This window comes from Caproicibacterium sp. NSD3 (genome assembly GCF_053613275.1).
In genome coordinates, this window is sequence record NZ_CM132119.1 from 1,477,326 (window position 1) to 1,500,047 (window position 22,722).

At 44.7% G+C, this 22,722-nt stretch carries 15 protein-coding genes and 2 riboswitches; of the genes, 1 reads left to right on the top strand and 14 read right to left on the bottom strand.

The window, feature by feature from the left end:
- Positions 1-30: 30 nt before the first annotated feature.
- From ACVS9P_RS07260 to ACVS9P_RS07320, 13 genes are all read right to left on the bottom strand, one after another.
- Positions 31-690, bottom strand: coding sequence for a ComF family protein (locus ACVS9P_RS07260; protein ID WP_452102917.1), 660 nt, complete (start codon positions 688-690; stop codon positions 31-33).
- Positions 671-2,899 carry an SF1B family DNA helicase RecD2 gene (recD2, locus tag ACVS9P_RS07265; protein WP_452102918.1) on the bottom strand — a complete coding sequence of 743 codons (2,229 nt, stop codon included), beginning with the start codon at positions 2,897-2,899 and terminating at the stop codon, positions 671-673. The genes ACVS9P_RS07260 and recD2 overlap by 20 nt, the downstream gene beginning before the upstream one ends.
- Before the next feature lie 44 nt (positions 2,900-2,943).
- Positions 2,944-3,171 (bottom strand): hypothetical protein, encoded by a 228-nt coding sequence (locus ACVS9P_RS07270; RefSeq protein ID WP_452102919.1) that lies wholly within the window; start codon positions 3,169-3,171, stop codon positions 2,944-2,946.
- 179 nt (positions 3,172-3,350) lie between these two features.
- The gene (gene metK, locus ACVS9P_RS07275) at positions 3,351-4,526 is read right to left on the bottom strand and encodes a methionine adenosyltransferase (RefSeq protein ID WP_452102920.1); all 1,176 of its coding nucleotides are present in this window, start codon (positions 4,524-4,526) and stop codon (positions 3,351-3,353) included.
- Positions 4,527-4,592: 66 nt separating this feature from the next.
- A riboswitch (SAM riboswitch) is annotated at positions 4,593-4,699 on the bottom strand.
- Positions 4,700-4,818: 119 nt separating this feature from the next.
- The gene (locus ACVS9P_RS07280; RefSeq protein WP_452102921.1) at positions 4,819-5,445 is read right to left on the bottom strand and encodes an ECF transporter S component; all 627 of its coding nucleotides are present in this window, start codon (positions 5,443-5,445) and stop codon (positions 4,819-4,821) included.
- An 86-nt stretch (positions 5,446-5,531) separates the two neighbouring features.
- Positions 5,532-5,672, bottom strand: a riboswitch (FMN riboswitch).
- A gap of 93 nt (positions 5,673-5,765) precedes the next feature.
- On the bottom strand, positions 5,766-6,989 hold the full coding sequence (locus ACVS9P_RS07285) for a CapA family protein (RefSeq protein ID WP_452102922.1): 1,224 nt from the start codon (positions 6,987-6,989) through the stop codon (positions 5,766-5,768).
- Positions 6,990-7,142: 153 nt separating this feature from the next.
- Positions 7,143-8,345, bottom strand: a complete 1,203-nt coding sequence (gene tuf, locus ACVS9P_RS07290; protein WP_452102923.1) for an elongation factor Tu — start codon at positions 8,343-8,345, stop codon at positions 7,143-7,145.
- Between the two features lie 125 nt (positions 8,346-8,470).
- On the bottom strand, positions 8,471-10,585 hold the full coding sequence (gene fusA, locus ACVS9P_RS07295) for an elongation factor G (RefSeq protein ID WP_452102924.1): 2,115 nt from the start codon (positions 10,583-10,585) through the stop codon (positions 8,471-8,473).
- A 48-nt stretch (positions 10,586-10,633) separates the two neighbouring features.
- Complete coding sequence (gene rpsG, locus ACVS9P_RS07300; protein ID WP_452102925.1) at positions 10,634-11,104, bottom strand: 30S ribosomal protein S7; 471 nt, start codon at positions 11,102-11,104, stop codon at positions 10,634-10,636.
- A 163-nt stretch (positions 11,105-11,267) separates the two neighbouring features.
- The gene (gene rpsL, locus ACVS9P_RS07305; protein WP_452102926.1) at positions 11,268-11,699 is read right to left on the bottom strand and encodes a 30S ribosomal protein S12; all 432 of its coding nucleotides are present in this window, start codon (positions 11,697-11,699) and stop codon (positions 11,268-11,270) included.
- 216 nt (positions 11,700-11,915) lie between these two features.
- The gene (gene rpoC / locus ACVS9P_RS07310) at positions 11,916-15,452 is read right to left on the bottom strand and encodes a DNA-directed RNA polymerase subunit beta' (protein WP_452102927.1); all 3,537 of its coding nucleotides are present in this window, start codon (positions 15,450-15,452) and stop codon (positions 11,916-11,918) included.
- 21 nt (positions 15,453-15,473) lie between these two features.
- Positions 15,474-19,274, bottom strand: a complete 3,801-nt coding sequence (rpoB, locus tag ACVS9P_RS07315) for a DNA-directed RNA polymerase subunit beta (RefSeq protein ID WP_452104683.1) — start codon at positions 19,272-19,274, stop codon at positions 15,474-15,476.
- Between the two features lie 481 nt (positions 19,275-19,755).
- On the bottom strand, positions 19,756-20,373 hold the full coding sequence (locus ACVS9P_RS07320; protein ID WP_452102928.1) for a hypothetical protein: 618 nt from the start codon (positions 20,371-20,373) through the stop codon (positions 19,756-19,758).
- Between the two features lie 90 nt (positions 20,374-20,463).
- Between ACVS9P_RS07320 and ACVS9P_RS07325 the strand changes: the two genes are divergently transcribed.
- Positions 20,464-21,480: a glycoside hydrolase family 5 protein gene (locus ACVS9P_RS07325; protein WP_452102929.1), complete on the top strand. Its 1,017-nt coding sequence runs from the start codon at positions 20,464-20,466 to the stop codon at positions 21,478-21,480.
- Here ACVS9P_RS07325 and ACVS9P_RS07330 read toward each other — a convergent pair.
- Positions 21,477-22,721 (bottom strand): alginate O-acetyltransferase AlgX-related protein, encoded by a 1,245-nt coding sequence (locus ACVS9P_RS07330; protein WP_452102930.1) that lies wholly within the window; start codon positions 22,719-22,721, stop codon positions 21,477-21,479. The two genes, ACVS9P_RS07325 and ACVS9P_RS07330, sit on opposite strands and share 4 nt — an antisense overlap.
- Position 22,722 lies beyond the last annotated feature (1 nt).

Sequence of the window (22,722 nt, forward strand, 5' to 3'; positions counted from 1 at the left end):
CTTTTATTATAATACAGATAAAAGTACTTTTCAACGGGAAACAGGAGTTGTTGCTACTGCAATTCCAAAAACATCTTTTGCCCCTGCACAAAATAAAGTCTGCCCTGCGGAACACATTGTCGCTCCCGTTGTCAAAATATCATCTACCAAAAGGATCCTTTTCCCAAGAATTTCTTCGTTATTTTTGGTGCAGTAAACACCCTTTACATTTTCTAAGCGATCTTCTTCTGATAATTCATGCTGCGGAACATTATCCCGCACTTTAGAAAGCAATTCTTGATAGGGGACCTCCAAATTTTTAGCAAGTTCTCTTGCGAGAAGCTCACTTTGATTATAGCCGCGCTGCTTTTTTCTCTTTTTCGAAATTGGAACTGATGTAACAAAGTCCGGCTTAAAAGGAATTTCCTTCATCCGCTCCAAAAGCTTTTTCCCAAAATATTCTTTTAAAATCGTTTCATCTTGAAATTTAAACCGAATTAAGGCACTTCGCACTTCCTTCGTATAATCATAAAGTGCTGTACAAGAAAAAGGATACTTTGACAAGAGCAAAAAATCCCTCTGCCAAAAGGTTTCCGAAACCGTCTCGGAACAACGCTTACAGATGATCTGACCGCTTGACAAAACGCAATCGCAAAAAACACAGCGCGGCGGGAAAAAACATTCAATCATCTTAGTCAGAATCTGATTCATGATTTTCTTCTCCCGTTAAAAAGGCACAAAGTCCTGAAAAGCGCTTCATTTTCTTATCGTTTTCTACCATAGTACGAATTGTCTGCTGCGTTCCGACCAAAATCAGTAAATTTTTCGCTCTTGTAATCGCCGTATAAAGTAAATTCCGGTATAAGAGCTGTGGAGGGCCCGGATAAACAGGCATTACAACCGCATCGAATTCACTGCCTTGACTTTTATGAATGGTCATCGCGTAGGCAAGTTCCAGTTCTTTTGCCATGCCCAGTTCATAGGTAATCAAGCGGCCGTCCATTTCGACTTGCAGTATGGAAGCCCGACGGTCAATTTTTTGCAGAATTCCCATATCCCCATTAAAGACGCCTTCTCCCTGAGATCCGTCTTGCGCTTCCCATGCAATATGATAATTGTTTTTAATCTGCATCACTTTATCGCCTTCACGAAATAAAAACGGACCCACCCGAATCTCGGCTTTTGTGCGGTCCACCGGGTTTAAAACCGCCTGAAGCTGACGATTCAGCTCAATCGTTCCCAAATCGCCTTTTCGTGCCATCGACAAAACCTGAAGATCTGTCATCGCTGAATAACCGTAGGATTCCGGTAAACGGCGCTTCACCAAATCAATCACTGTCTTTGAAATTTTTTCCGGTTCACTGCATGGCAAAAAGAAGAAATCCCGACTGTGATCGTTGAGAATCGGCATTTTTCCTTCCAAAATTGCATGTGCGTTTGTGATAATCAGGCTTTCCATCGCCTGCCTGAAAATATGTTTTAATGCGACAACAGGAAGTTTCCCCGAATCGATCAAGTCCCCCAACACATTGCCTGCCCCGACAGATGGAAGCTGATTTCGGTCTCCTACAAGAATCAGCCGACATCCCATCGGCAAAGCTTTTAAAAGAGCCTCAAAAAGTTTTGCATCCAGCATTGACAGCTCGTCCACAATCAGAGCATCACATTCCAAGCGGTTCTTTTCATTGCAGGAAAAAGCAGGCTGGTCATTTTCTCCCCATTCTACCTGCAAAAGGCGGTGAATTGTTTTCGCTTCTTCCCCCGTCATCTGGCTCATTCGTTTTGCCGCACGCCCAGTTGGAGCCGCTAGAAAAACTTTTTCTCCATTTTGTTTTAACAAGTGAATGATTGCATGCAAAGTTGTAGTTTTCCCAGTACCCGGACCTCCCGTCAGTACCAGAATTCCACCGGTAACGGCTGCACGAATTGCTTCTCTCTGCTCCGGTGCATAACTTAATCCCGTAGAGCTTTCGAAGCAATCGATTTTTTCCTCTACATTCTGAATTGGCTGAGCGGGAAATTCCAACATCATTTTCAGACGGTCTGCAGCATAATTTTCTGCCTCATAATAATCCGGCAAAAAGCAGCAAGCTCTCGAATGAATCTCGCATGAATTGATCGTTCCGTCCAAAAGCAGTTCCTCCATCACAGAATTCGTCTGCTCCATCGAAACGCCAAGCATTCCCGCCGCCGCAGGAACTAGTTTATCTTTTGGAAGATAAGTATGCCCATTTTGCAGATTATGGCGTAAAACAAAAAGAAGTCCCGCACGAATTCGGCAGTCATCGTCCGCCGGACGTTCCATTGATGCCGCAATCTCATCTACACGGTGAAAGCCAATTGAAATTCCCTCTTCGCACAAACGATAAGGATTTTCCTGCACAATATCCGGCGTCTCCGCACCAAAAGTCTGATATGCGCGCACCGACTCCTGCGGGGTGATCCCATACTGAGAAAGATAAAGAATGACTTCGCGGATCGAAGTAACTTGACAAAAATATTCATTGATCTTTTTTGCTTTATTGAGCGTAATTCCCTGAATAGACGTTAATCGGTCCGGTTCCTTTTCGATGACCTCCAGAGTGTTTTCGCCGAATGCTTCCACCAATTTCTGAGCAATCCGAGGCCCGATCCCCTTAACCGCTCCGGAAGAAAGATACTGTAAAATTGCTTCGCTGGAGTGTGGTCGAAGCCGCTCAAAAGCCTGCACCTGAAACTGTCTCCCAAAAGTCGGATGCTCTCCCCAAATGCCCACAAGGTGCAGTTCTTCTCCTGGTGCAGCACCAGGAATCGTTCCTACCGCGGTCACTAATTCTTCCCCGTTATTAATCTCCAAAATTGCATATCCATTTTTATCATTTTGAAAAACGACCCGTTCGACGGAACCGGTCATCTCTAAAAGTTTCTCTTCCTCTGCCATACTGCACCTTCTGTCTTTCCAATCAATTTAAGTATAGCACGGATCTACCGTATTTTGCAAACCTCTGCAGAAGCATCTTTTCCACTGCAAATTGTTGCCTGCGGCTGTCCCTGCAGCAGAATTTCACAAATATTTCTGGTCTCCTGATCCATTCCATCATCAATTACTAAAAGACGCTTTTGAGAAACCCCTCGCGCCGCCTTTAGTTTCTGCAAAGCACCGCGTATTAAATATTCAGCGTCTTCCCGGTGACCAGAAAGATGTAACGTCAATATAATTTCTCCTTCTTTTCTGTCATTGTAAATCCAAAAAACCACTGACCGAACAAGGTCGCATAAGCCGACAATCGCTAACAGTCCAAAAAGTACCTCCCCCACAGACATAAAAAATCACCTCATTGCAGCGTATGCAAAAAGGTGATTTTTGGTTCTTCTAAAGATTATTAACAAACTTACTGCAAGGCAGCTTTCAGTTCCTTTACGCGGTTCTCTTCTTCCCAAGGCATCCCATTACGACCCATCTGGCCATAATTGGAAATTGCGCGATAAATCGGGCGGCGCAGGTCCAAAGTCTTAATAATAGACGCCGGACGCAGATCAAATACTTTCTTGACTGCATTAGCAAGCTTTTCATCATCATATGCAGAAGTTCCGAAAGAATCCACACGAATGGAAACCGGATTTGCAACGCCGATTGCATAGGCAAGCTGAACTTCGCACTTCTTGGCAAGTCCGGCCGCAACCAGATTGCGCGCTACCCAGCGCGCAGCATATGCCGCCGAACGGTCTACCTTTGTGGGGTCTTTTCCAGAGAATGCACCGCCACCGTGACGACCGTATCCGCCGTATGTATCCACAATAATCTTCCGTCCGGTAAGTCCGCTGTCACCTACTGGGCCACCGATTACAAAGCGTCCAGTCGGGTTTACATAATACTTTGTATTTTCATCGAGCCATTTTTCCGGAATCACATTTTGAATTACTTCTTTCAAAAGGTCACACCGAATCTGACTGAGCGGAATCTCCGGATCATGCTGTGCCGAAACAACAACCGCCTCTACACGAACAGGGGTATCGTCGTCATATTCTACCGTTACCTGAGTTTTTCCATCGGGCCGCAGATATGGCAAAGTTCCGTCCTTACGCACCTGCGCAAGGCGATAGCTCAGCTTATGTGCCAAAGAAATCGCCAACGGCATTTTTTCAGAAGTCTCATCACAGGCATAACCAAACATCATGCCCTGATCTCCAGCGCCGATAGTATCCGCTTCGTCTGTCGCACCATTTTTCTTTTCATAGGATTCATTCACACCCATTGCAATATCCGGAGACTGCATATCAATGGAAGTCAAAACGCCGCAAGTGTTTCCGTCAAACCCACAAGCAGGATTATCATATCCGACGGAATTAACGACCTCACGTACAGTCGCAGGGATATCGACATAGCATTCAGTAGAGATTTCTCCCATCACATGAATCACACCGGTGCACGCCGTTACCTCACAGGCAACATGTGCCAGCGGATCTTTTTCGATGATTTTATCCAGAATTGCGTCAGCGATTTGATCGCACAATTTATCGGGATGTCCTTCTGTTACTGATTCTGATGTAAAAAAGTGTTTTGCCATAAAAATCGTCCTCCTGTAATTAAAAGCGCTGTCCGGCGAAAAACCGAACAGCGCTTATTAAAAGCAGCCTCATCTTTCGGTCTCACCGCAGGAATTAGCACCTTACCGGATTTTTTCACCGGTAGGTTGTCGGGCATCATAGGGCCTGGTCCCTCCGCCACTCTTGATAAGGGGAAAATATTAAATTTCTGAATTGTGTATAGTATAGCATAGAGCCCATAGGCTGTAAAGGGACAAATGTCATTGTCTGTCCAATTATCGGGGATTTCAAACAGAAAACAACTTTCCTTTTTTAGACTCTGCCGTGAATCAAAGGACTAACCCGTTTATAGAGCAAAAGCGTCAGAATCGACGCCAAAATCCCTTTAATCAAGTTTAACGGAGTCGTTGCAAAGAGCACCAAAGTCGGAAGATCAACGATTGCAGGATTGATGCTGGTGCCCATTCCAACAATTGCTTCCATCGGCATGTGGAATGCTGCAGCATAAGCCGGCAGCAAAACGAAAGCATTTAAAATTCCGCCTACAACGACCATCACTAAAACGCCCACTGTCATCCCAATCATAGCGCTTTTACGGCTCTTATGATATTTATAGATGATGGACGCAGGAACAACAAGGCCGCAGCCAATCATAAAATTCGCAAAATCACCAATTCCTGCGGTAGGCGTCCCCGTGATAACCAGATGCAAAACGACCTTTACTGCTTCGATAATCGCTGCAGCGACCGGACCCATTGCAAATCCGCCAATCAGCACTGGAACTTCACTAAAGTCAATTTTATAAAAGGACGGCAAAAACGGAAGCGGCACTTCAAAATACATGATAATAAAGGCCAATGCAGAAAGCATTCCGATCATCGCAATTCTGCGAATATCCGTACTCTTGTTGATCGTCTTTTCATTTGTAAAATTTGTCATAATTCTTTCTCTCCTCTGGAGATATGGACGTTTAAATTAAAAGAAGCCCACGAATACACAAAGGTACTCGGGGCTTAGCTTCTTTTCCATATCTTCTTCCATCCGGACTATACCGTCGGCTCTGGGCTCTCACCAGAATCCTGCGACTGACAGATCGCTCGCGGGCTTATCGGCACAAAGGCCGCATAACCGCCGGTGGGGAATCACACCCCGCCCCGAAGAATTAACGTGATTATTTTAACATACTATTCCATTGCTGTCAAGTCTGATCTTGACACTCTTTGGGAACACAGTAATCAACCTGTCATTCTGCGAATTAATCAGGTATTATCTTGATATTCCTTTGGAATAGACTGATTGATAATTTTTTTAATAAAGTCCAATGAAAATCCGGACATAAACTGATTGACTCCATGCTTCTCTGCCAGCTGTTCTGTATATTCACTCAGTGGATAGACACAAAGATTTTCTCGATCTCCCTCATAATGCGTAACGATCGGTTTGAATTTCAGATCCGTCACGGTTGTTTTCGCTGTTGACAAATCTTTGGTAACTGTCACCGTTAAAAGGCCGCTGATCAGTTCATTGATATCTTCCTGTCCGGAAAGGAAATTACCGAACGCATACATGACCGGGCATTGTGCTCCATCACTCTTTCTAGTCAGCACTTTGAGTTCCTGCAAAACATGCACATGGTTTCCAAAGATGATATCGGCACCCCAATCAACCATCTCCTGCGAAAGTGTTTTTTCGTTATCGGAAAGCTTATAATCGTCTTCATTTCCCCAATGTGCATGCACTACAACTACATCCGCCATAGATTTTGCTTTCTGAATCAGCTGTTTTACCACATCGGTATCACTGGTATAAACGATTCTCAAAGGGGAATCAGAGGGAAGCTCGTTGCCATTTGTCATTTCGACAAATCCTAAAAAGGCAACCTTAATTCCATTCTTTTCGATTATCCGAATATTTTGCAGATCATCTTCATTTCGATAGGCACCAGTTACCGGAATGTTTTTTGTCTTCCAATAATTAAGCGTTGCCTCAATTCCTTCCGGGCCCATATCCAGCATATGATTATTTCCTTGATTAATCAAATCAAACCCAGTGTCAACCAAAGCATCGCCGTCCTGCGTCGGCGTATTAAAGCATGGATATCCGCTCGGTTCATAAACAGATGTTGCAAGCGGCGTTTCTTGATTCAAAGTTGCAATATCTGCCGCGCTGATATAAGATTTCACCTTTTTATAATAGGGTCTAAAGTCATAGCTGCCGTCGGCAGTCTTCGCATGCTCATAAAGTGCCTCATGAATTAAATTGTCGCCGGCCCCTAAAATTGTCACAGATGTTGTTTCTGGAGCTTGTCCTTCCTGCGACGATACTACAGCATTTGTTTGAGCCTCCGTCTGTACTGATTTTCCACATCCACGAAAAGCAAAAAATAAAATCAAAAGCAAACCTGCTGCGGCTAAAATAACACTTGTCCGGAATAAAAGTGTCCGGCGCGGCAGCCTACGCTTCTCTTTTCTCTGAACTTTCATGATATCCTGCTTTCTAAAAGTTTTTAAGACAATTCTTTATATTTTGCTTTTATTATACCATATTGAAGCGAAAAATATAGAAAAATCAAGGAATTACAAGAAAAAGCCGCAGCCAAATGGCTGCAGCTTTTTCTCTTAAAACAAGTAAATAAATTACTCGTTAATCTTAATAACAACACCGGAACCGACAGTATGGCCGCCTTCACGAATAGCGAAGCGGAGGCCTTCCTCCATTGCGATAGGAGTGATCAGTTCAATATCCATCTCGATGTGATCGCCAGGCATGCACATCTCAGTGCCTTCCGGCAGAGTGATAACACCGGTAACATCGGTGGTACGGAAGTAGAACTGCGGACGATAGTTGTTGAAGAACGGAGTATGACGACCGCCTTCATCCTTGGTCAGGACGTAAACCTGAGCATGGAATTTGGTATGCGGATGAACGGTACCGGGCTTTGCCAGAACCTGGCCACGCTCGACCTCTTCACGCTGAATACCACGAAGCAGAACGCCGATATTATCGCCGGCCTCTGCAAAATCCAAAGTCTTACGGAACATTTCAAGGCCTGTAACAACAGACTTCTTACGCTCAGTAGTAAGACCGATGATTTCAACTTCCTCGCCAATCTTAATCCGACCACGCTCTACACGGCCAGTTGCAACAGTGCCACGGCCGGTAATTGTGAAGACGTCTTCAACAGGCATCAAGAAAGGCATATCGGATTTACGGTCAGGAGTCGGGATGTAGTTATCAACTACATCCATCAACTCATGAATGCACTTATACTCAGGTGCAGTCGTATCAGTAGAAGTAGACTCCAGAGCCTTCAGAGCGGAACCACGAATAATCGGGGTATCATCGCCAGGGAAGTCATACTCGTTCAGCAGATCACGAATTTCCATCTCTACCAAATCAAGCAGCTCAGGATCATCAACCTGGTCGCATTTGTTCATAAAGACAACGATATAAGGCACACCAACCTGACGAGCGAGCAAAATATGCTCACGAGTCTGAGGCATCGGGCCATCAGCTGCAGAAACAACCAAGATTGCGCCATCCATCTGAGCAGCACCGGTGATCATGTTCTTAACATAGTCAGCATGGCCGGGGCAGTCAACATGGGCGTAGTGACGCTTTGCAGTATGATACTCAACATGAGCAGTATTGATTGTAATACCACGCTCACGCTCTTCAGGAGCGCTGTCGATGTTGGCATAATCCTTAAACACAGCTTCGCCCTCAAAGCTTAGTACCTTGGTAATCGCAGCGGTTAAAGTGGTCTTGCCGTGGTCAACATGACCGATAGTACCAATGTTTACATGCGGCAGAGATCTGTCAAATTTTTCCTTTGCCATTGGAATTTTCCTCCTTTTGTATTAACCAAATTAATATCAAATTATAATGAACCTGTTGGTTCATATTTTAGCAAGAGTTCCGGAAAAAATCAAGTGTTTTCCGTTCTTCTGTGCATGAAAGAAAATCAGTTGTTCTTTGTACGCTCACTGATAATCTTTTCAGAAATATTCTTCGGAACTTCTGCATAATGATCCGGCTCCATGACAAACTGACCTCGGCCTTGTGTCTTGGAACGCATATCTGTTGCATATCCGAACATTTCAGACAATGGAACCATCGAATGAATCTGCTCAGCGCCGCCCATAGCATCCATACCGCCAATCATACCGCGGCGAGAGTTCAGGTCGCCGATAACGTCGCCCATATACTCTTCCGGAACAGTAACGGTTACTTTCATAATCGGTTCCAGAATAACCGGATCAGCCTTCTTCATTGCATCCTTAAATGCCATAGAACCGGCGATCTTAAATGCCATTTCGGAGGAGTCGACTTCATGATAAGAACCATCATACAACTCAACCTTAACATCCACTACAGTATAGCCGGCAAGAACACCTGCCTGCATAGCGCCCTGGATACCTTGGTCAACAGCTGGAATATATTCTTTCGGGATAGAACCGCCAACAGTTGCATTGACAAATTCATAACCCTTTTCCGGATTCGGATCGACCCTGATCTTAACATGGCCATACTGGCCTTTACCACCGGACTGACGGACGTATTTGCATTCTACGTCTGCATGCTTACGGATTGTTTCCTTATAAGCGACCTGCGGTTTGCCGATATTTGCTTCCACATGAAATTCACGCAGCAAACGGTCAACAATAATCTCCAGATGAAGTTCGCCCATTCCTGCAATAATGGTCTGGCCGGTTTCTTCATCGGTATAAGCCTTAAAAGTAGGATCTTCTTCTGCCAGTTTGGCAAGAGCAATTCCCATCTTTTCCTGACCAGCTTTGGTCTTCGGCTCAATTGCAACACGGATAACTGGCTCTGGGAATTCCATGGATTCCAAAACGACTGGATTCTTCTCGTCGCAGAGTGTATCGCCGGTAGTCGTATTCTTTACGCCGATTGCCGCCGCAATATCACCAGCATAAACCTCGTCGAGGTCCTGACGATGATTTGCGTGCATCTGCAAAATACGGCCAATTCTCTCATCACAATCCTTTGTGGAATTGTAAACAGTAGAACCAGTCATCAATACACCGGAATAAACACGGATAAAGCAAAGTTTTCCAACGAAAGGATCCGTTGCAATCTTAAATGCCAGTGCGGAGAACGGCTCTTCATCAGAAGAATGACGGTCTTCTTCCTCACCAGTTTCGGGGTTTGTTCCGCGGATAGCCGGAATATCGGTCGGAGCAGGCATAAATGCAATAATTGCATCCAACAGCTTCTGTACGCCTTTATTCCGATAAGAAGTACCACAGGTAACCGGAACGAACTTATTGGCAATAGTTGCTTTACGAATGGTTGCAATGATTTCATCACGGGTGATCTCTTTGCCATCCAGATATTTTTCCATTATTGCATCATCTTGCTCAGCAACATGCTCGATCAGTGCTGTATGGTATTCCTGTGCTTTTTCCTTCATGTCGTCCGGAATTTCTTCCACACGCATATCCTTGCCCATATCATCATAATAGACATCAGCAGTCATATCGATCAAATCGATAATTCCGCGGAAACTGTCCTCACTGCCAATCGGCAGTTGGACCGGCACAGCATTGCACTTTAAACGATCCTTCATCATGTCAATTACATTATAGAAATTGGCACCCATGATGTCCATTTTATTGACATATGCCATGCGGGGAACATGATACTCTTCAGCCTGACGCCAAACTGTTTCAGACTGAGGCTCAACGCCGCCCTTTGCGCAGAAAACGGTTACAGAACCGTCCAATACACGCAGGGAACGTTCAACTTCAACTGTAAAGTCAACGTGGCCGGGAGTGTCAATAATATTGATTCGGTAATCACGGTTTTTATCCGGATCACCAAAATACTTGCTGTTCGTCCAGAAACAAGTGGTTGCGGCAGAAGTGATAGTAATGCCTCTCTCCTGCTCCTGAACCATCCAGTCCATGGTGGCTGCACCATCGTGCACCTCACCAATCTTATGATTCACGCCCGTGTAATACAGGATACGTTCGGTCGTGGTTGTTTTACCGGCATCAATATGAGCCATAATGCCGATATTACGAGTTTTTTCAAGTGATACCTGCCTGGGCATAGTTTCCTCCTTACTTCTACGATCAACAGAAACAGAGTGTTTCTAACATTACCATCTGTAATGTGCGAATGCTCTGTTTGCTTCGGCCATCTTGTGCGTATCATCGCGCTTCTTAGCCGCGCCGCCTGCACCGTTTACAGCATCGAGGATTTCTCCGGCAAGCCGTTCTTTCATCGTCCGCTCAGAACGCTGACGGGAATACGTTGTAATCCAGCGCAGACCCAAAGTCTGACGGCGCTCGGGGCGAACCTCCATTGGAACCTGATAGGTAGCGCCGCCTACACGACGGGCCTTAACCTCCAAAGAAGGCATTACATTCTCCATAGCCGCCTCAAAAACTTCGAGGGGCTCTTTACCCGTTTTGTCTTGAATAACCTCAAACGCACCATAAACGATCTTCTGGGCTACGCCCTTCTTACCGTCCATCATGATGTTATTAACAAGGCGGGTGACTAATTTGGAATTATAAAGCGGATCGGGCAAAACATCACGTTTTGCGATATTACCTCTTCTTGGCACTTTACTTCCCTCCTTCACAAAAATGATATCATAGGTACTCGAAAAACAATTTCCGTTCGGCCAGCAAGAGACGTCTATAAAAACGCCGTAGTAGTGCCCAAAAAAGAGAGCACTTTGCAGCCTAAGGTTCTTGTCGTTTTGAAAGCACAGACTTCTGCAAGAATTATTTCTTCTTAGCAGCTCCGGCCTTCGGGCGTTTCGCACCGTATTTAGAACGAGCCTGCATACGTTTTTCTACACCCTGAGCATCCAAAGTACCACGGATGATATGATAACGTACACCAGGCAGATCCTTAACACGACCGCCACGGATCATGACAACGCTGTGCTCCTGCAGGTTATGACCGACACCTGGGATATAAGCGGTCACTTCCAAGCCGTTAGAAAGACGAACACGAGCAATTTTACGAAGTGCAGAGTTCGGCTTTTTCGGGGTAGAGGTCTTCACAGCAGTGCAGACACCACGTTTTTGGGGAGAATTCTGATCGATCGCAATGCGCTTCTTAGAGTTCCATCCCTTCAGCAGAGCCGGCGCTTTGGCCTTTTTTTCAACGACCGCACGTCCGGTATGAACCAGTTGGTTAAAAGTAGGCATAATACACCTCCTCTCAAAAAAAATAATTATATGCTAACCGGAGAAACCGGATAACAGCATCTAAACACACTGAAACCCACCCGGAAAACTTTCCTAAGGTGGGATAAAAATCAGTGCCGGTGATGAAAAAAGCATTTTCTTTTGCTAATTATTTGTAAAATAATCCAATTTTATTCTAAAAAATACTAAAAATCACCACGAGTAAATATTATACAGCTAAATTGCATGGCTTGTCAAGCTCTGATCTTCATGTTGAACCTGAACATCTCGATAGCACTTCATACCAGTACCGGCAGGAATCAGTTTACCGATGATGACATTCTCCTTAAGGCCTGTCAGGTGATCAACCTTACCCTTGATTGCAGCATCGGTCAAAACTCGCGTAGTCTCCTGGAAAGAAGCAGCCGAGAGGAAGGATTCCGTAGCAAGGGAGGCCTTTGTGATACCGAGCAGCACCGGACTGCAAGTAGCTTCTTTAAGCTCCTCTTCTCCGGATGCAATCCGATCACGGACCTCAGCGTTGGCAGCTCTAAATTTGCTCTTCTCCACGACGGATCCGGGCAACAGAGTGGTGTCTCCGGCTTCTTCGATGCGAACCTTCTTCATCATCTGGCGAACGATTACCTCAATATGCTTATCGTTGATATCAACGCCCTGCATCCGGTAAACGCGCTGAACTTCTTCGATCAGATAATCCTGCACCGCCTGCGTACCGCTAATTGCCAAAACATCATGCGGATTGACGGAACCTTCTGTCAGGCGTGTGCCGGCAGTAATTTCGTCTCCCTCGTTGACGATAATTCTGGAACCAAACGGAATCAGATAGCTACGGGATTCTCCCTTATCATTTGTGACCACAACATGACGGTTCTTCTTAATATCTTCGAATGTAATCTTGCCGCCAATTTCAGCAATAATTGCCAAATGCTTTGGCCGACGTCCTTCGAACAGTTCCTCAACACGCGGAAGACCCTGTGTAATATCTTCTGCACTGGCAACACCGCCGGTATGGAAGGTACGCATGGTCAACTGTGTGCCAGGTTCGCCGATAGACTGTGCCGCAACAATACCAACTGCTTCGCCGACTGTCACTTCAGATCCTGTCGCCAGGTTCATACCATAGCACTTCTTACAAGCACCATGCTTTGCGCAGCAACCCAAAACAGAACGGATCTTGATTCTCTTAACGCCATGGGATACAATCAGTTCTGCATCGTCTACAGTCATCATCTTATCTTTGGAAACCAGGACTTCTCCGGTCTTTTCATCTACAAAATCTTCTACCAGATAGCGTCCCAAGAGGCGCTCACTCAGAGGCTCAATGACTTCTTTGCCCTCTTTAATGTCATAAATTTCAAGGCCATCCTTTGCACCGCAGTCATCTTCGTAGATAATTACATCCTGCGAAACATCGACCAAACGACGGGTAAGGTAACCAGAGTCAGCGGTACGCAGAGCGGTATCGGCCAAACCTTTTCGAGCGCCACGGGAAGAAATGAAGTATTCCAAGATATTCAAACCTTCACGGTAGTTCGCACGAATTGGAATTTCAATTGTTTCACCGGAAGTATTCGCAATCAGTCCACGCATGCCGGCGAGCTGACGAATCTGACTCATAGAACCACGCGCGCCGGAATCTGCCATCATAAAGATTGGATTGTAGCGATCCAAGTTTTTCTGCAAAGCATTCGAAACATCTTCGGTCGCCTGACTCCAGATTCTCAGAACAGCCGCATGGCGTTCATCGTTCGAGAGCATACCTTCTTTGTACTGATCAGAAACAAGATCGATCTTTTCTTCCGCGCCGGCAATAATCTCTTTCTTCTGCGGAGGAATTGTTGCATCACAAACAGCAACCGTAATTCCAGACAACGCCGAATATTTATATCCCTGCGATTTAATGGCATCCAAGACCTCACTGGTATCAGCGGTTCCATGGATTCTAATGCAGCGCTCAATAATATTTCCGAGCTGTTTTTTGCCAACCAGAAAATCAATTTCAAATTTTAAAGCATTCTCACGCTTTGTACGATCAATAAAGCCCAGGTCCTGCGGAATCGGACGGTTAAAGATAATCTTACCGACCGTTGTATCCACCAATCCGGTAATGGTCTCTTCATGATAAACAACAGAGCGGCGAACTTTAATCTGCGCATGAAGATCGATAACTTTATTGTCATAAGCCATAATTGCTTCATCGATATCTTTGAAGATTTTGCCTTCGCCCTTTTCGCCATCACGGTCTAAGGTCAGCCAATAGGAGCCCAACACCATATCCTGCGTTGGCACGGTAACCGGACGTCCATCAGAGGGCTTCAAAAGGTTGCCGGCTGCCAGCATCAGGAAACGCGCCTCTGCCTGTGCCTCACTGGAAAGCGGAAGATGGACTGCCATCTGGTCACCATCGAAATCGGCGTTGTAAGCTGTACATGCCAGCGGATGAAGTTTCATCGCACGGCCTTCTACCAGCACCGGTTCAAACGCCTGAATGCCTAAACGGTGCAACGTAGGTGCACGGTTCAAAAGGACCGGATGATTCTTAATGACAATCTCCAATGCATCCCAAACTTCCGGCTTTGCACGTTCTACTGCTTTACGGGCAGCTTTAATATTTCCGGCAGCACCGGTTTCCACCAAGCGCTTCATCACAAAAGGTTTAAAGAGTTCCAATGCCATTTCCTTCGGCAGACCGCACTGATACATTTTCAGTTCAGGGCCAACCACGATAACGGAACGGCCGGAATAGTCAACACGTTTACCAAGCAAGTTCTGGCGAAAACGTCCCTGTTTGCCTTTCAGCATATCTGAGAGGGATTTCAAGGGGCGATTATTCGGACCTGTGACCGGACGACCACGGCGGCCATTATCGATCAGGGCATCGACCGCTTCCTGTAACATACGCTTTTCGTTGCGTACAATAATATCCGGTGCAGAAAGTTCCAACAAACGCTTTAAGCGATTATTTCGGTTAATGACACGGCGATACAGATCATTCAGGTCAGAGGTTGCAAACCGTCCACCGTCCAGCTGAACCATCGGGCGAATATCCGGCGGGATAACCGGAACCGCGTCCAAGATCATCCATTCGGGTCGATTACCGGAAAGGCGAAATGCCTCAATGACTTCCAAACGTTTGAGAATCCGAATATGCTTTTGACCGGAAGCATTTGCAAGCTCATCTTTTAGCTCCTGAGAGGTTGCCTCCAAGTCGACTTCTTCCAAAAGCTTCTTGATCGCTTCAGCGCCCATACCGGCGTCAAAATCATCTTCATATTTTTCGCGCAGATCCCGGTATTCTTTTTCTGTCAGGAGTTGTTTTTTCTGCAGCTCACGGACATTGCCCGGATCTGTTACGATATACATTGCAAAATAAAGCACTTTCTCCAACATACGGGGAGAAATATCCAGAACCAAACCCATGCGGGAAGGAATTCCTTTAAAATACCAAATATGTGACACAGGAGCCGCCAATTCAATATGACCCATACGTTCACGGCGAACCTTTGCTCTGGTAACTTCAACACCACAGCGGTCACAAATCTTGCCCTTATAACGGATACGTTTATATTTTCCGCAATGGCATTCCCAGTCCTTCTGCGGCCCAAAAATACGCTCGCAGAACAGGCCGTCGCGTTCCGGCTTTAAAGTACGATAGTTGATCGTTTCAGGTTTTTTGACTTCACCATGCGACCATTCACGAATTTTTTCGGGAGAAGCCAGACCAATTTTAATTGATTCAAATTCACATTCCATACGCTACGGTTACCCCCTTCATTATTTGTCGTCCGTCTTGTCGGCATTGTCGTCCGTTTTGACAACATTGTCGTCCGTCTTGTCGGCATTACCGTCAAGTTCGTCGTCATCCACTGTGTCGTCTTCGAAGTCATCGTCCTTTTCAAAGTCATCGCTGCCTTCGTTTTCGTCCGAATTGCCGTCAAACAAGACATCTTCTGCGTCGTCCACCGAGTAACCATCCAGGTCATCGGCAACATTCGGTTCATCAAAACTCTTTTCCGCAGCAGAGAAGCTGACATCATCCTCGTCGTCCTCAAAGCTCTTGAGATCGACTTCTTCCTGATTATGGTCAAGCAGCTTGACATCAAGGCCGAGGCTCTGCAGCTCTTTAATCAGCACCTTAAAGGATTCCGGAATACCCGGTTTCGGGATGTTCTGACCCTTTACGATTGCTTCATAAGTCTTAACACGGCCGACCACATCATCGGATTTTACAGTCAAGATTTCCTGCAGGGTATAAGCAGCACCATATGCTTCCAATGCCCAAACTTCCATCTCGCCGAAACGCTGGCCGCCAAACTGTGCTTTGCCGCCCAAAGGCTGCTGCGTAACCAGTGAATATGGTCCGGTGGAACGTGCATGAATCTTATCATCGACCAGATGATGCAGCTTAAGGTAATACATGATTCCGACAGTGACTGGATTATCAAAATGTTCTCCGGTACGGCCATCACGAAGCATGATCTTGCCGTCTTCGCTCATTCCTGCTTCGCGGAAGCACTCGCGGATATCATCTTCATGTGCGCCGTCAAAAACCGGCGTCATGATCTTCCATCCAAGGGCCTTTGCCGCCATTCCTAAATGAACCTCCAAGACCTGTCCGATATTCATACGGGAAGGAACGCCCAGAGGGTTCAAAACGATATCCAGTGGTGTGCCATCCGGCAGATACGGCATATCTTCTACCGGTAAGATTCTAGAAACAACACCTTTATTACCATGACGGCCCGCCATCTTATCGCCTACGCTGATCTTACGTTTCTGCGCAATATAGCAGCGAACAACTTTATTGACTCCGGGGCTTAGTTCGTCATGGCTGTTTTCACGAGTAAAGACTTTTACATCTACAACAATTCCGTATTCACCATGCGGTACACGCAGAGAAGTATCTCTGACTTCTCTTGCCTTCTCGCCAAAGATTGCACGCAGCAAGCGCTCTTCTGCGGTCAGCTCAGTTTCACCCTTTGGCGTTACTTTACCGACCAGGATATCGCCCGCACGCACCTCGGCACCTACACGGATAATTCCATCTTCATCGAGATCTTTTAAAAGATCCTCATTGACGTTTGGAATATCACGAGTGATTTCTTCCGGCCCAAGCTTTGTATCACGAGCTTCGGTCTCATGCTCCTCAATATGAATGGAAGTGTAAACGTCTTCGCGAACTACTTTTTCACTGATCAATACAGCATCTTCGTAGTTGTAACCTTCCCATGTCATAAAACCGATCAGAGCATTTTTACCAAGCGAAATTTCGCCGTCTTTAGTAGCCGGTCCATCAGCCAGGACATCGCCCTTTTGGACCCGATCATTTGCATTGACAACCGGAACCTGATTGATACAGGTTCCCTGATTGGAACGCATAAATTTAATAATATGATAAGAATCGAGCTTTCCGTCATCGGTGATGACTTCTACTCTATCTGCACTGACACTCTTGACAACACCGGCATGCTTTGCCAGCACACAGACGCCACTATCAACACCGGCTTTATATTCCATGCCGGTCCCCACGATTGGAGACTCCGTTGTAAGAAGCGGTACTGCCTGCCGCTGCATGTTGGAACCCATCAATGCACGGTTGGCGTCATCATTTTCCAAGAATGGAATCATCGCTGTTGCTACAGAGACAACCATCCGCGGAGAAACATCCATATAATCGGCTTTTTCGGCTTCCACTTCCACGAACTGATCGCGGTAACGGCCATTGACCTTTGCATGCAGAAAATGTCCATCTTTATCCAGCGGTTCATTTGCCTGTGCGACGATGAAATCATCTTCCACATCAGCTGTCATATAGACAACATCCCTTGTAACAACGCCAGTCTTTTTATCGACTTCCCGGAAAGGAGCTTCGATAAAACCATATTCATTAATCCGGGCAAAAGTTGCCAGATAAGAAATCAGACCGATATTCGGGCCTTCAGGCGTCTCAATTGGACACATACGGCCATAATGCGTATAGTGAACATCACGGACTTCGAATCCTGCACGGTCACGGGATAGACCTCCAGGTCCCAAAGCAGAAAGACGACGTTTATGCGTCAGTTCTGCCAGCGGGTTTGTCTGATCCATAAACTGAGACAACGGAGAAGATCCAAAAAACTCCTTGATTGCGGAAGTTACCGGGCGAATATTGATCAGTGAATGCGGAGTCAAGACTTCGAGTTCCTGTGCTTGCAGGGTCATACGTTCACGAATCACTCTCTCCAAGCGGGAAAAACCGATTCGGAACTGATTTTGCAGTAATTCACCGACGGAACGGATTCGGCGGTTGCCCAAATGATCAATATCATCTGTGGTACCGAGTCCAATTGCCAAGCAGTTCATATAATTAATCGTTGCAAAAATATCATCAATAATGATATGCTTTGGAATCAATTCATCAATTCGGCTGCGAATTGCATCTTTGAGTTCATCTCCGGTTGCACCGGATTCCAGAATCTCATTGAGAATTGTAAAGCGAACACGTTCATTTACGCCGCATTCCTCTTTCGCATCAAAATCAACAAATTTCCGGATATCGACCATCCCATTAGAGAGGACTTTGACTTCTTTCTCATTGACTGCCACGCAGACACAGGAAACCCCTGCATCATCCATCTCATGGGCAAGCTTCATGCTGACAACAGTGCCTGCTTCAGCCATCAACTCTCCTGTAGAAGGATTCACCACGGGCTGGCTCAAAGTCTGGCCAACGGTACGGCCGGCAAGATTTAATTTTTTATTGTATTTATAACGGCCTACACGGGAAAGATCATATCGACGATCATCAAAGAACAGGCCATTCAAATGAGCCTGTGCGCTCTCAATGGTCGGCGGCTCACTTGGACGAAGCTTTTTATAAATCTCAAAAAGAGCTTCTTCTGTATTCTTACAGGGGTCCTTCTCGATTGTGGCATGCATCCGATCATCGTCACCGAAATAATCATAAATTTCTTGATCGGTTCCGAGGCCCAGCGCTCGGATAAGAATTGTTACCGGCATTTTACGGTTTTTATCGATCCGCACATAAAAAACATCATTCGCGTCATTTTCATATTCCAACCATGCGCCACGATTTGGGATTACCGTAGAACTAAAAAGCTCTTTGCCGGTCTTATCGTACTCCATCTTATAGTAGACGCCCGGAGAACGAACCAACTGAGAAACGATTACACGTTCAGCACCATTGATTACAAAAGTACCGCCCTCTGTCATCAGCGGGAAATCGCCCATAAAGACGTCGGATTCCTTGATTTCTCCGCTCTCTTTATTGAGCAGCCTGGCGGTCACATGTAAAGGCGCCGCATAAGTGGCATCGCGCTCTTTACACTCTTCCACGGAGTAGTTTGGCTTATCGGTATCCAGATGATAGTCGATAAAATCCAAAACCAGATTTCCCGTGTAGTCAGTAATGCCCGAAACATCTTTAAAGACTTCCTTGAGACCTTCATCCAGAAACCACTGATAAGAATTTTTCTGGATTTCGATCAGGTTGGGCATTTCCAAGACTTCGTCAATCTTGGAAAAACTCATCCGGACATTTTTTCCCACCTTAACCGGTTTGACATTCACCATTGGCAGAATCACTCCATTCATGTATTTGCCACTTTCTGGCATTTGAAACGAAAGCGTCTTATTTTAAATCTCTTGCACCACTCTTTGCAATCCAACGAATTACTCTTGCCTTTTTACAAAGAACATGATAATATAAATAAGTAATCGAATAGGCACACTTATCTATGATGATGCAGTATATTATTTTATAACAAGTTAAAAGAATTGTCAAGGAAATCCAATGATTTCTCTTGACTTTTTATTTTTTAGGTGCTAATAGGGCTTGCTATCTGTAAAAAACGGACAGCAAGCCCTATTATTTTGCCTTGTCCTAATAAACAAAGACCACTAATCAATCTTCTTCCTTTAGATGCGCTTAGGATTGTTTCCTCGTTAATTTTCTGCCTGGATAGATCCCCCTACCCTAAAAACGATCTACAATATTGATCAATCCAGCTTACAGACTGCTAATTAACCTCATCCTTTTGTTCTGCTCCTCTCTTTAATGGTTCTCCGGATTTTTTCCATAAAGCTGAAGCAAAAGTCTTTGGCTAAACTCAAGTTCTATTTTTAATTTTTGGTTTTCTTGTGTTTTTTTTGCCAGCTCTTCCCGCAAACGGTTCAGCTCTTTTGTCATCTCTTCAGACTGATTCGGAACTACAACGGGACTCTTCGCTAAAACATCTTGTTGCTGTGGCTCTTTCTTTAGTTTCAAATTTAGGACACTTTTCTTGTTTAAAGCAGCTTCCTTGTTCGGAGTATTTCTCTTGTTTAAAGCGCTTTCTTTGGAGCTTGTTTCGATCGGAAACTTCTCTTGCAGAGGGGCAGGAGCCAAATCATTTTGAAAGGGAATTCGGTATTCCTTTTTTTCTGTCCGGCGTTTTGCTTGATTCGTTTGATTGGATTCCAAATGCAAATTTTCAGCCGACTTTTTCGGCACTGTATTTGGCTGCGAAATACTGACAATACGGCAATCTGGAGTCACTTGGTAAAACCCTTCCGGTAGCTTCATTTGTTCCCGTATCGAAACTTGTTTTAAGGGCTGCAATTCCTGCGTCTTTTCTGTGTCTTCTGACATTTTCTCCAAATCTAAATTCTCTGCAACGATTTCTTCACGCATAAAACAAATTTCTCCTTTAAAAGATTGTTTCTTTGGAATTTTCCGGATATAATAATTGGTAAATGTATAAAATTATAAGGAGGGCATGCCATGAAACGGCTCTCACTATTTTTGTTTGCTTCTGTCTTCTGCTTCTTTCTTCTCGCTGGATGTTCCACACAAACTACTGAAAAAGCAGAGCCTCCTGTCCTAACAAAATGTATTAATATTGGGAATTGTCTAGAAGCTCCAAAAGGGGTCAGCTGGGATGTTCCCATGGACCCATCTTACTTTTCTCTGATAAAAAAGGCAGGATTTCAATGTGTACGGCTCCCGGTGCGTTTTTCCGACTACGCAGATAAAAGTCGCCCGGATTATCTTCTGGATGAATCTTTCTTAAAAAAGATTGATTCTTATATCAATGAAGCACTCAGCCAAAACCTAACCCTGGTTCTGGATTTGCATCACTTTATGGAAATCATGGACAAACCTAATGATAACATTAATTGCTTAACCGCTATTTGGGATCAGCTCTCACGGCGATATAAAGATTATCCAAACACGCTTGTTTTTGAGCTGCTCAATGAGCCTCAAGAAAATTTGGACAGTGCAACCTGGAACAGCTATTTGCAAAGAATCGTTCAGACAATTCGAAAAAATGATACCAAACATTACTTAATCGTCGGCGGTGCGAACTACAATTCTATTGATTCTCTTTCGGCGCTGGAGCTGCCAAAAGATGATCGTTTAATCGCAACTGTCCATTACTATGAACCTAATAATGTCACGTTTCAAGGGAACCCTTATCACACAGGATTTGAAAACCTTCATGGGATCACATGGACCGGGACAAGTGAAGAAACTGCTTACCTGAAAATGCGGCTGGAAACCGCCAAAAAATGGGCCGATGCACACAATGTTCCTCTCTTTCTGGGAGAGTTTGGAATCAGCCGTAAAGCACCTGCACAAACAAGAGTAGCTTGGACTAGCGCAGTCGTTCAGGAATGCGAAAAATCAGGAATTAGCTATGGATATTGGGAACTTGCCTCTGGATTTGGTATTTATGACCTTAGCACTTCCACTTGGAACACCAATATGCTGAACGCATTGGTTGGAAATGGTTCTTAATGGGCAGCTTGTATGCCATCATCCGAATAGAACGTAAAGAAATCCGTTGTTAAGTTCTGCGGAGAAAAGCTGACAAAAACATCATCGAAATGATACTGATCAATGACATCCTGAATATTTCCGCCATAGTAGCGTGGGTCTATCATATAGACTTTAGAACAGCCCAGCGAAAAGAACGATGCCACCGGCACCATTAGAGAATCCTTAATAAAAAGGACCTTTTTGCCATCTGGATGATCGAAATTGGTAATTTCAACAAAACCCGGATTTCCATCCATATAAGTAAAATATTTATCGCACTCTGCGTCATAAATATCTCCACCCGAAAGCATAGAGGTAAAGCAGACCGATTGTTCAAAACGTCCGTTGGCTGTGATCGCCTCATTACTTCCCTGTGCATAAAAGAAATAATTGGTATCAAATTTGGGATAAATAAAATCAAAATCTTCCGCTCCGGAATATAAAATTCCTTCTTTGCGTCCCATTGACCCCAGATATGAATTTTTATAAATAATCTGATTGTAATTATTGATGTCTGTATAATAGGCTTTATTAGGGAACTGAAAATCATACTTCTCGTCTACAACATCTGCAAAACTTTTAAACGCATTAAAGGCAGTTTGAACCTTCCAGTGGTGGTCCGTCTGATAAAAGCTGTCTTGCGTATAAGTCCCATTCTCTTTCATAACTTCCCGAAAATCCAATGTATCAATCTGATTGTTCCGCATTTCATCCAAGAACAAATCTGCAGTTTCGTTCGCGTAATTGTAGGGAATTCCTTTTTCAAATTTGGTGACCCCTTTAATATATTTATCAGGCGTCATCACATACATTACATGGCTGCCTACCGACTCAGCATCCTTTTTTAATCGTTCCATTCGCTCTGAAAGTGTCTGAACATCGTTGGGGCCTGTCGTAAAATAGGTGTAGTGCAGGGATCCATCTTCTGCTTTTACGACTTCAAAATTATTTGTTTCCTTTTTATCCATCAGCTTTTGTAAATAACCATAAGTTTCAATAAAGCCATACTTTCCAAATACTTCTGTACTAGCGGTATTGTTAAGATTGGTGACTAAATCTGAAAAAGTCTCCGGTTTTTCAGAATTGCTTGATGCATGGTAGTCACTGACATCTTTTTGCAAAGAAGGAAATACTGTCTGAATGTTTAAAAGAGCCATTACAAAAAGGAGTGTAACGAACAAGGCCGCTGTCACTGTTTTTTTCGTAAAAAAATGTTTCATT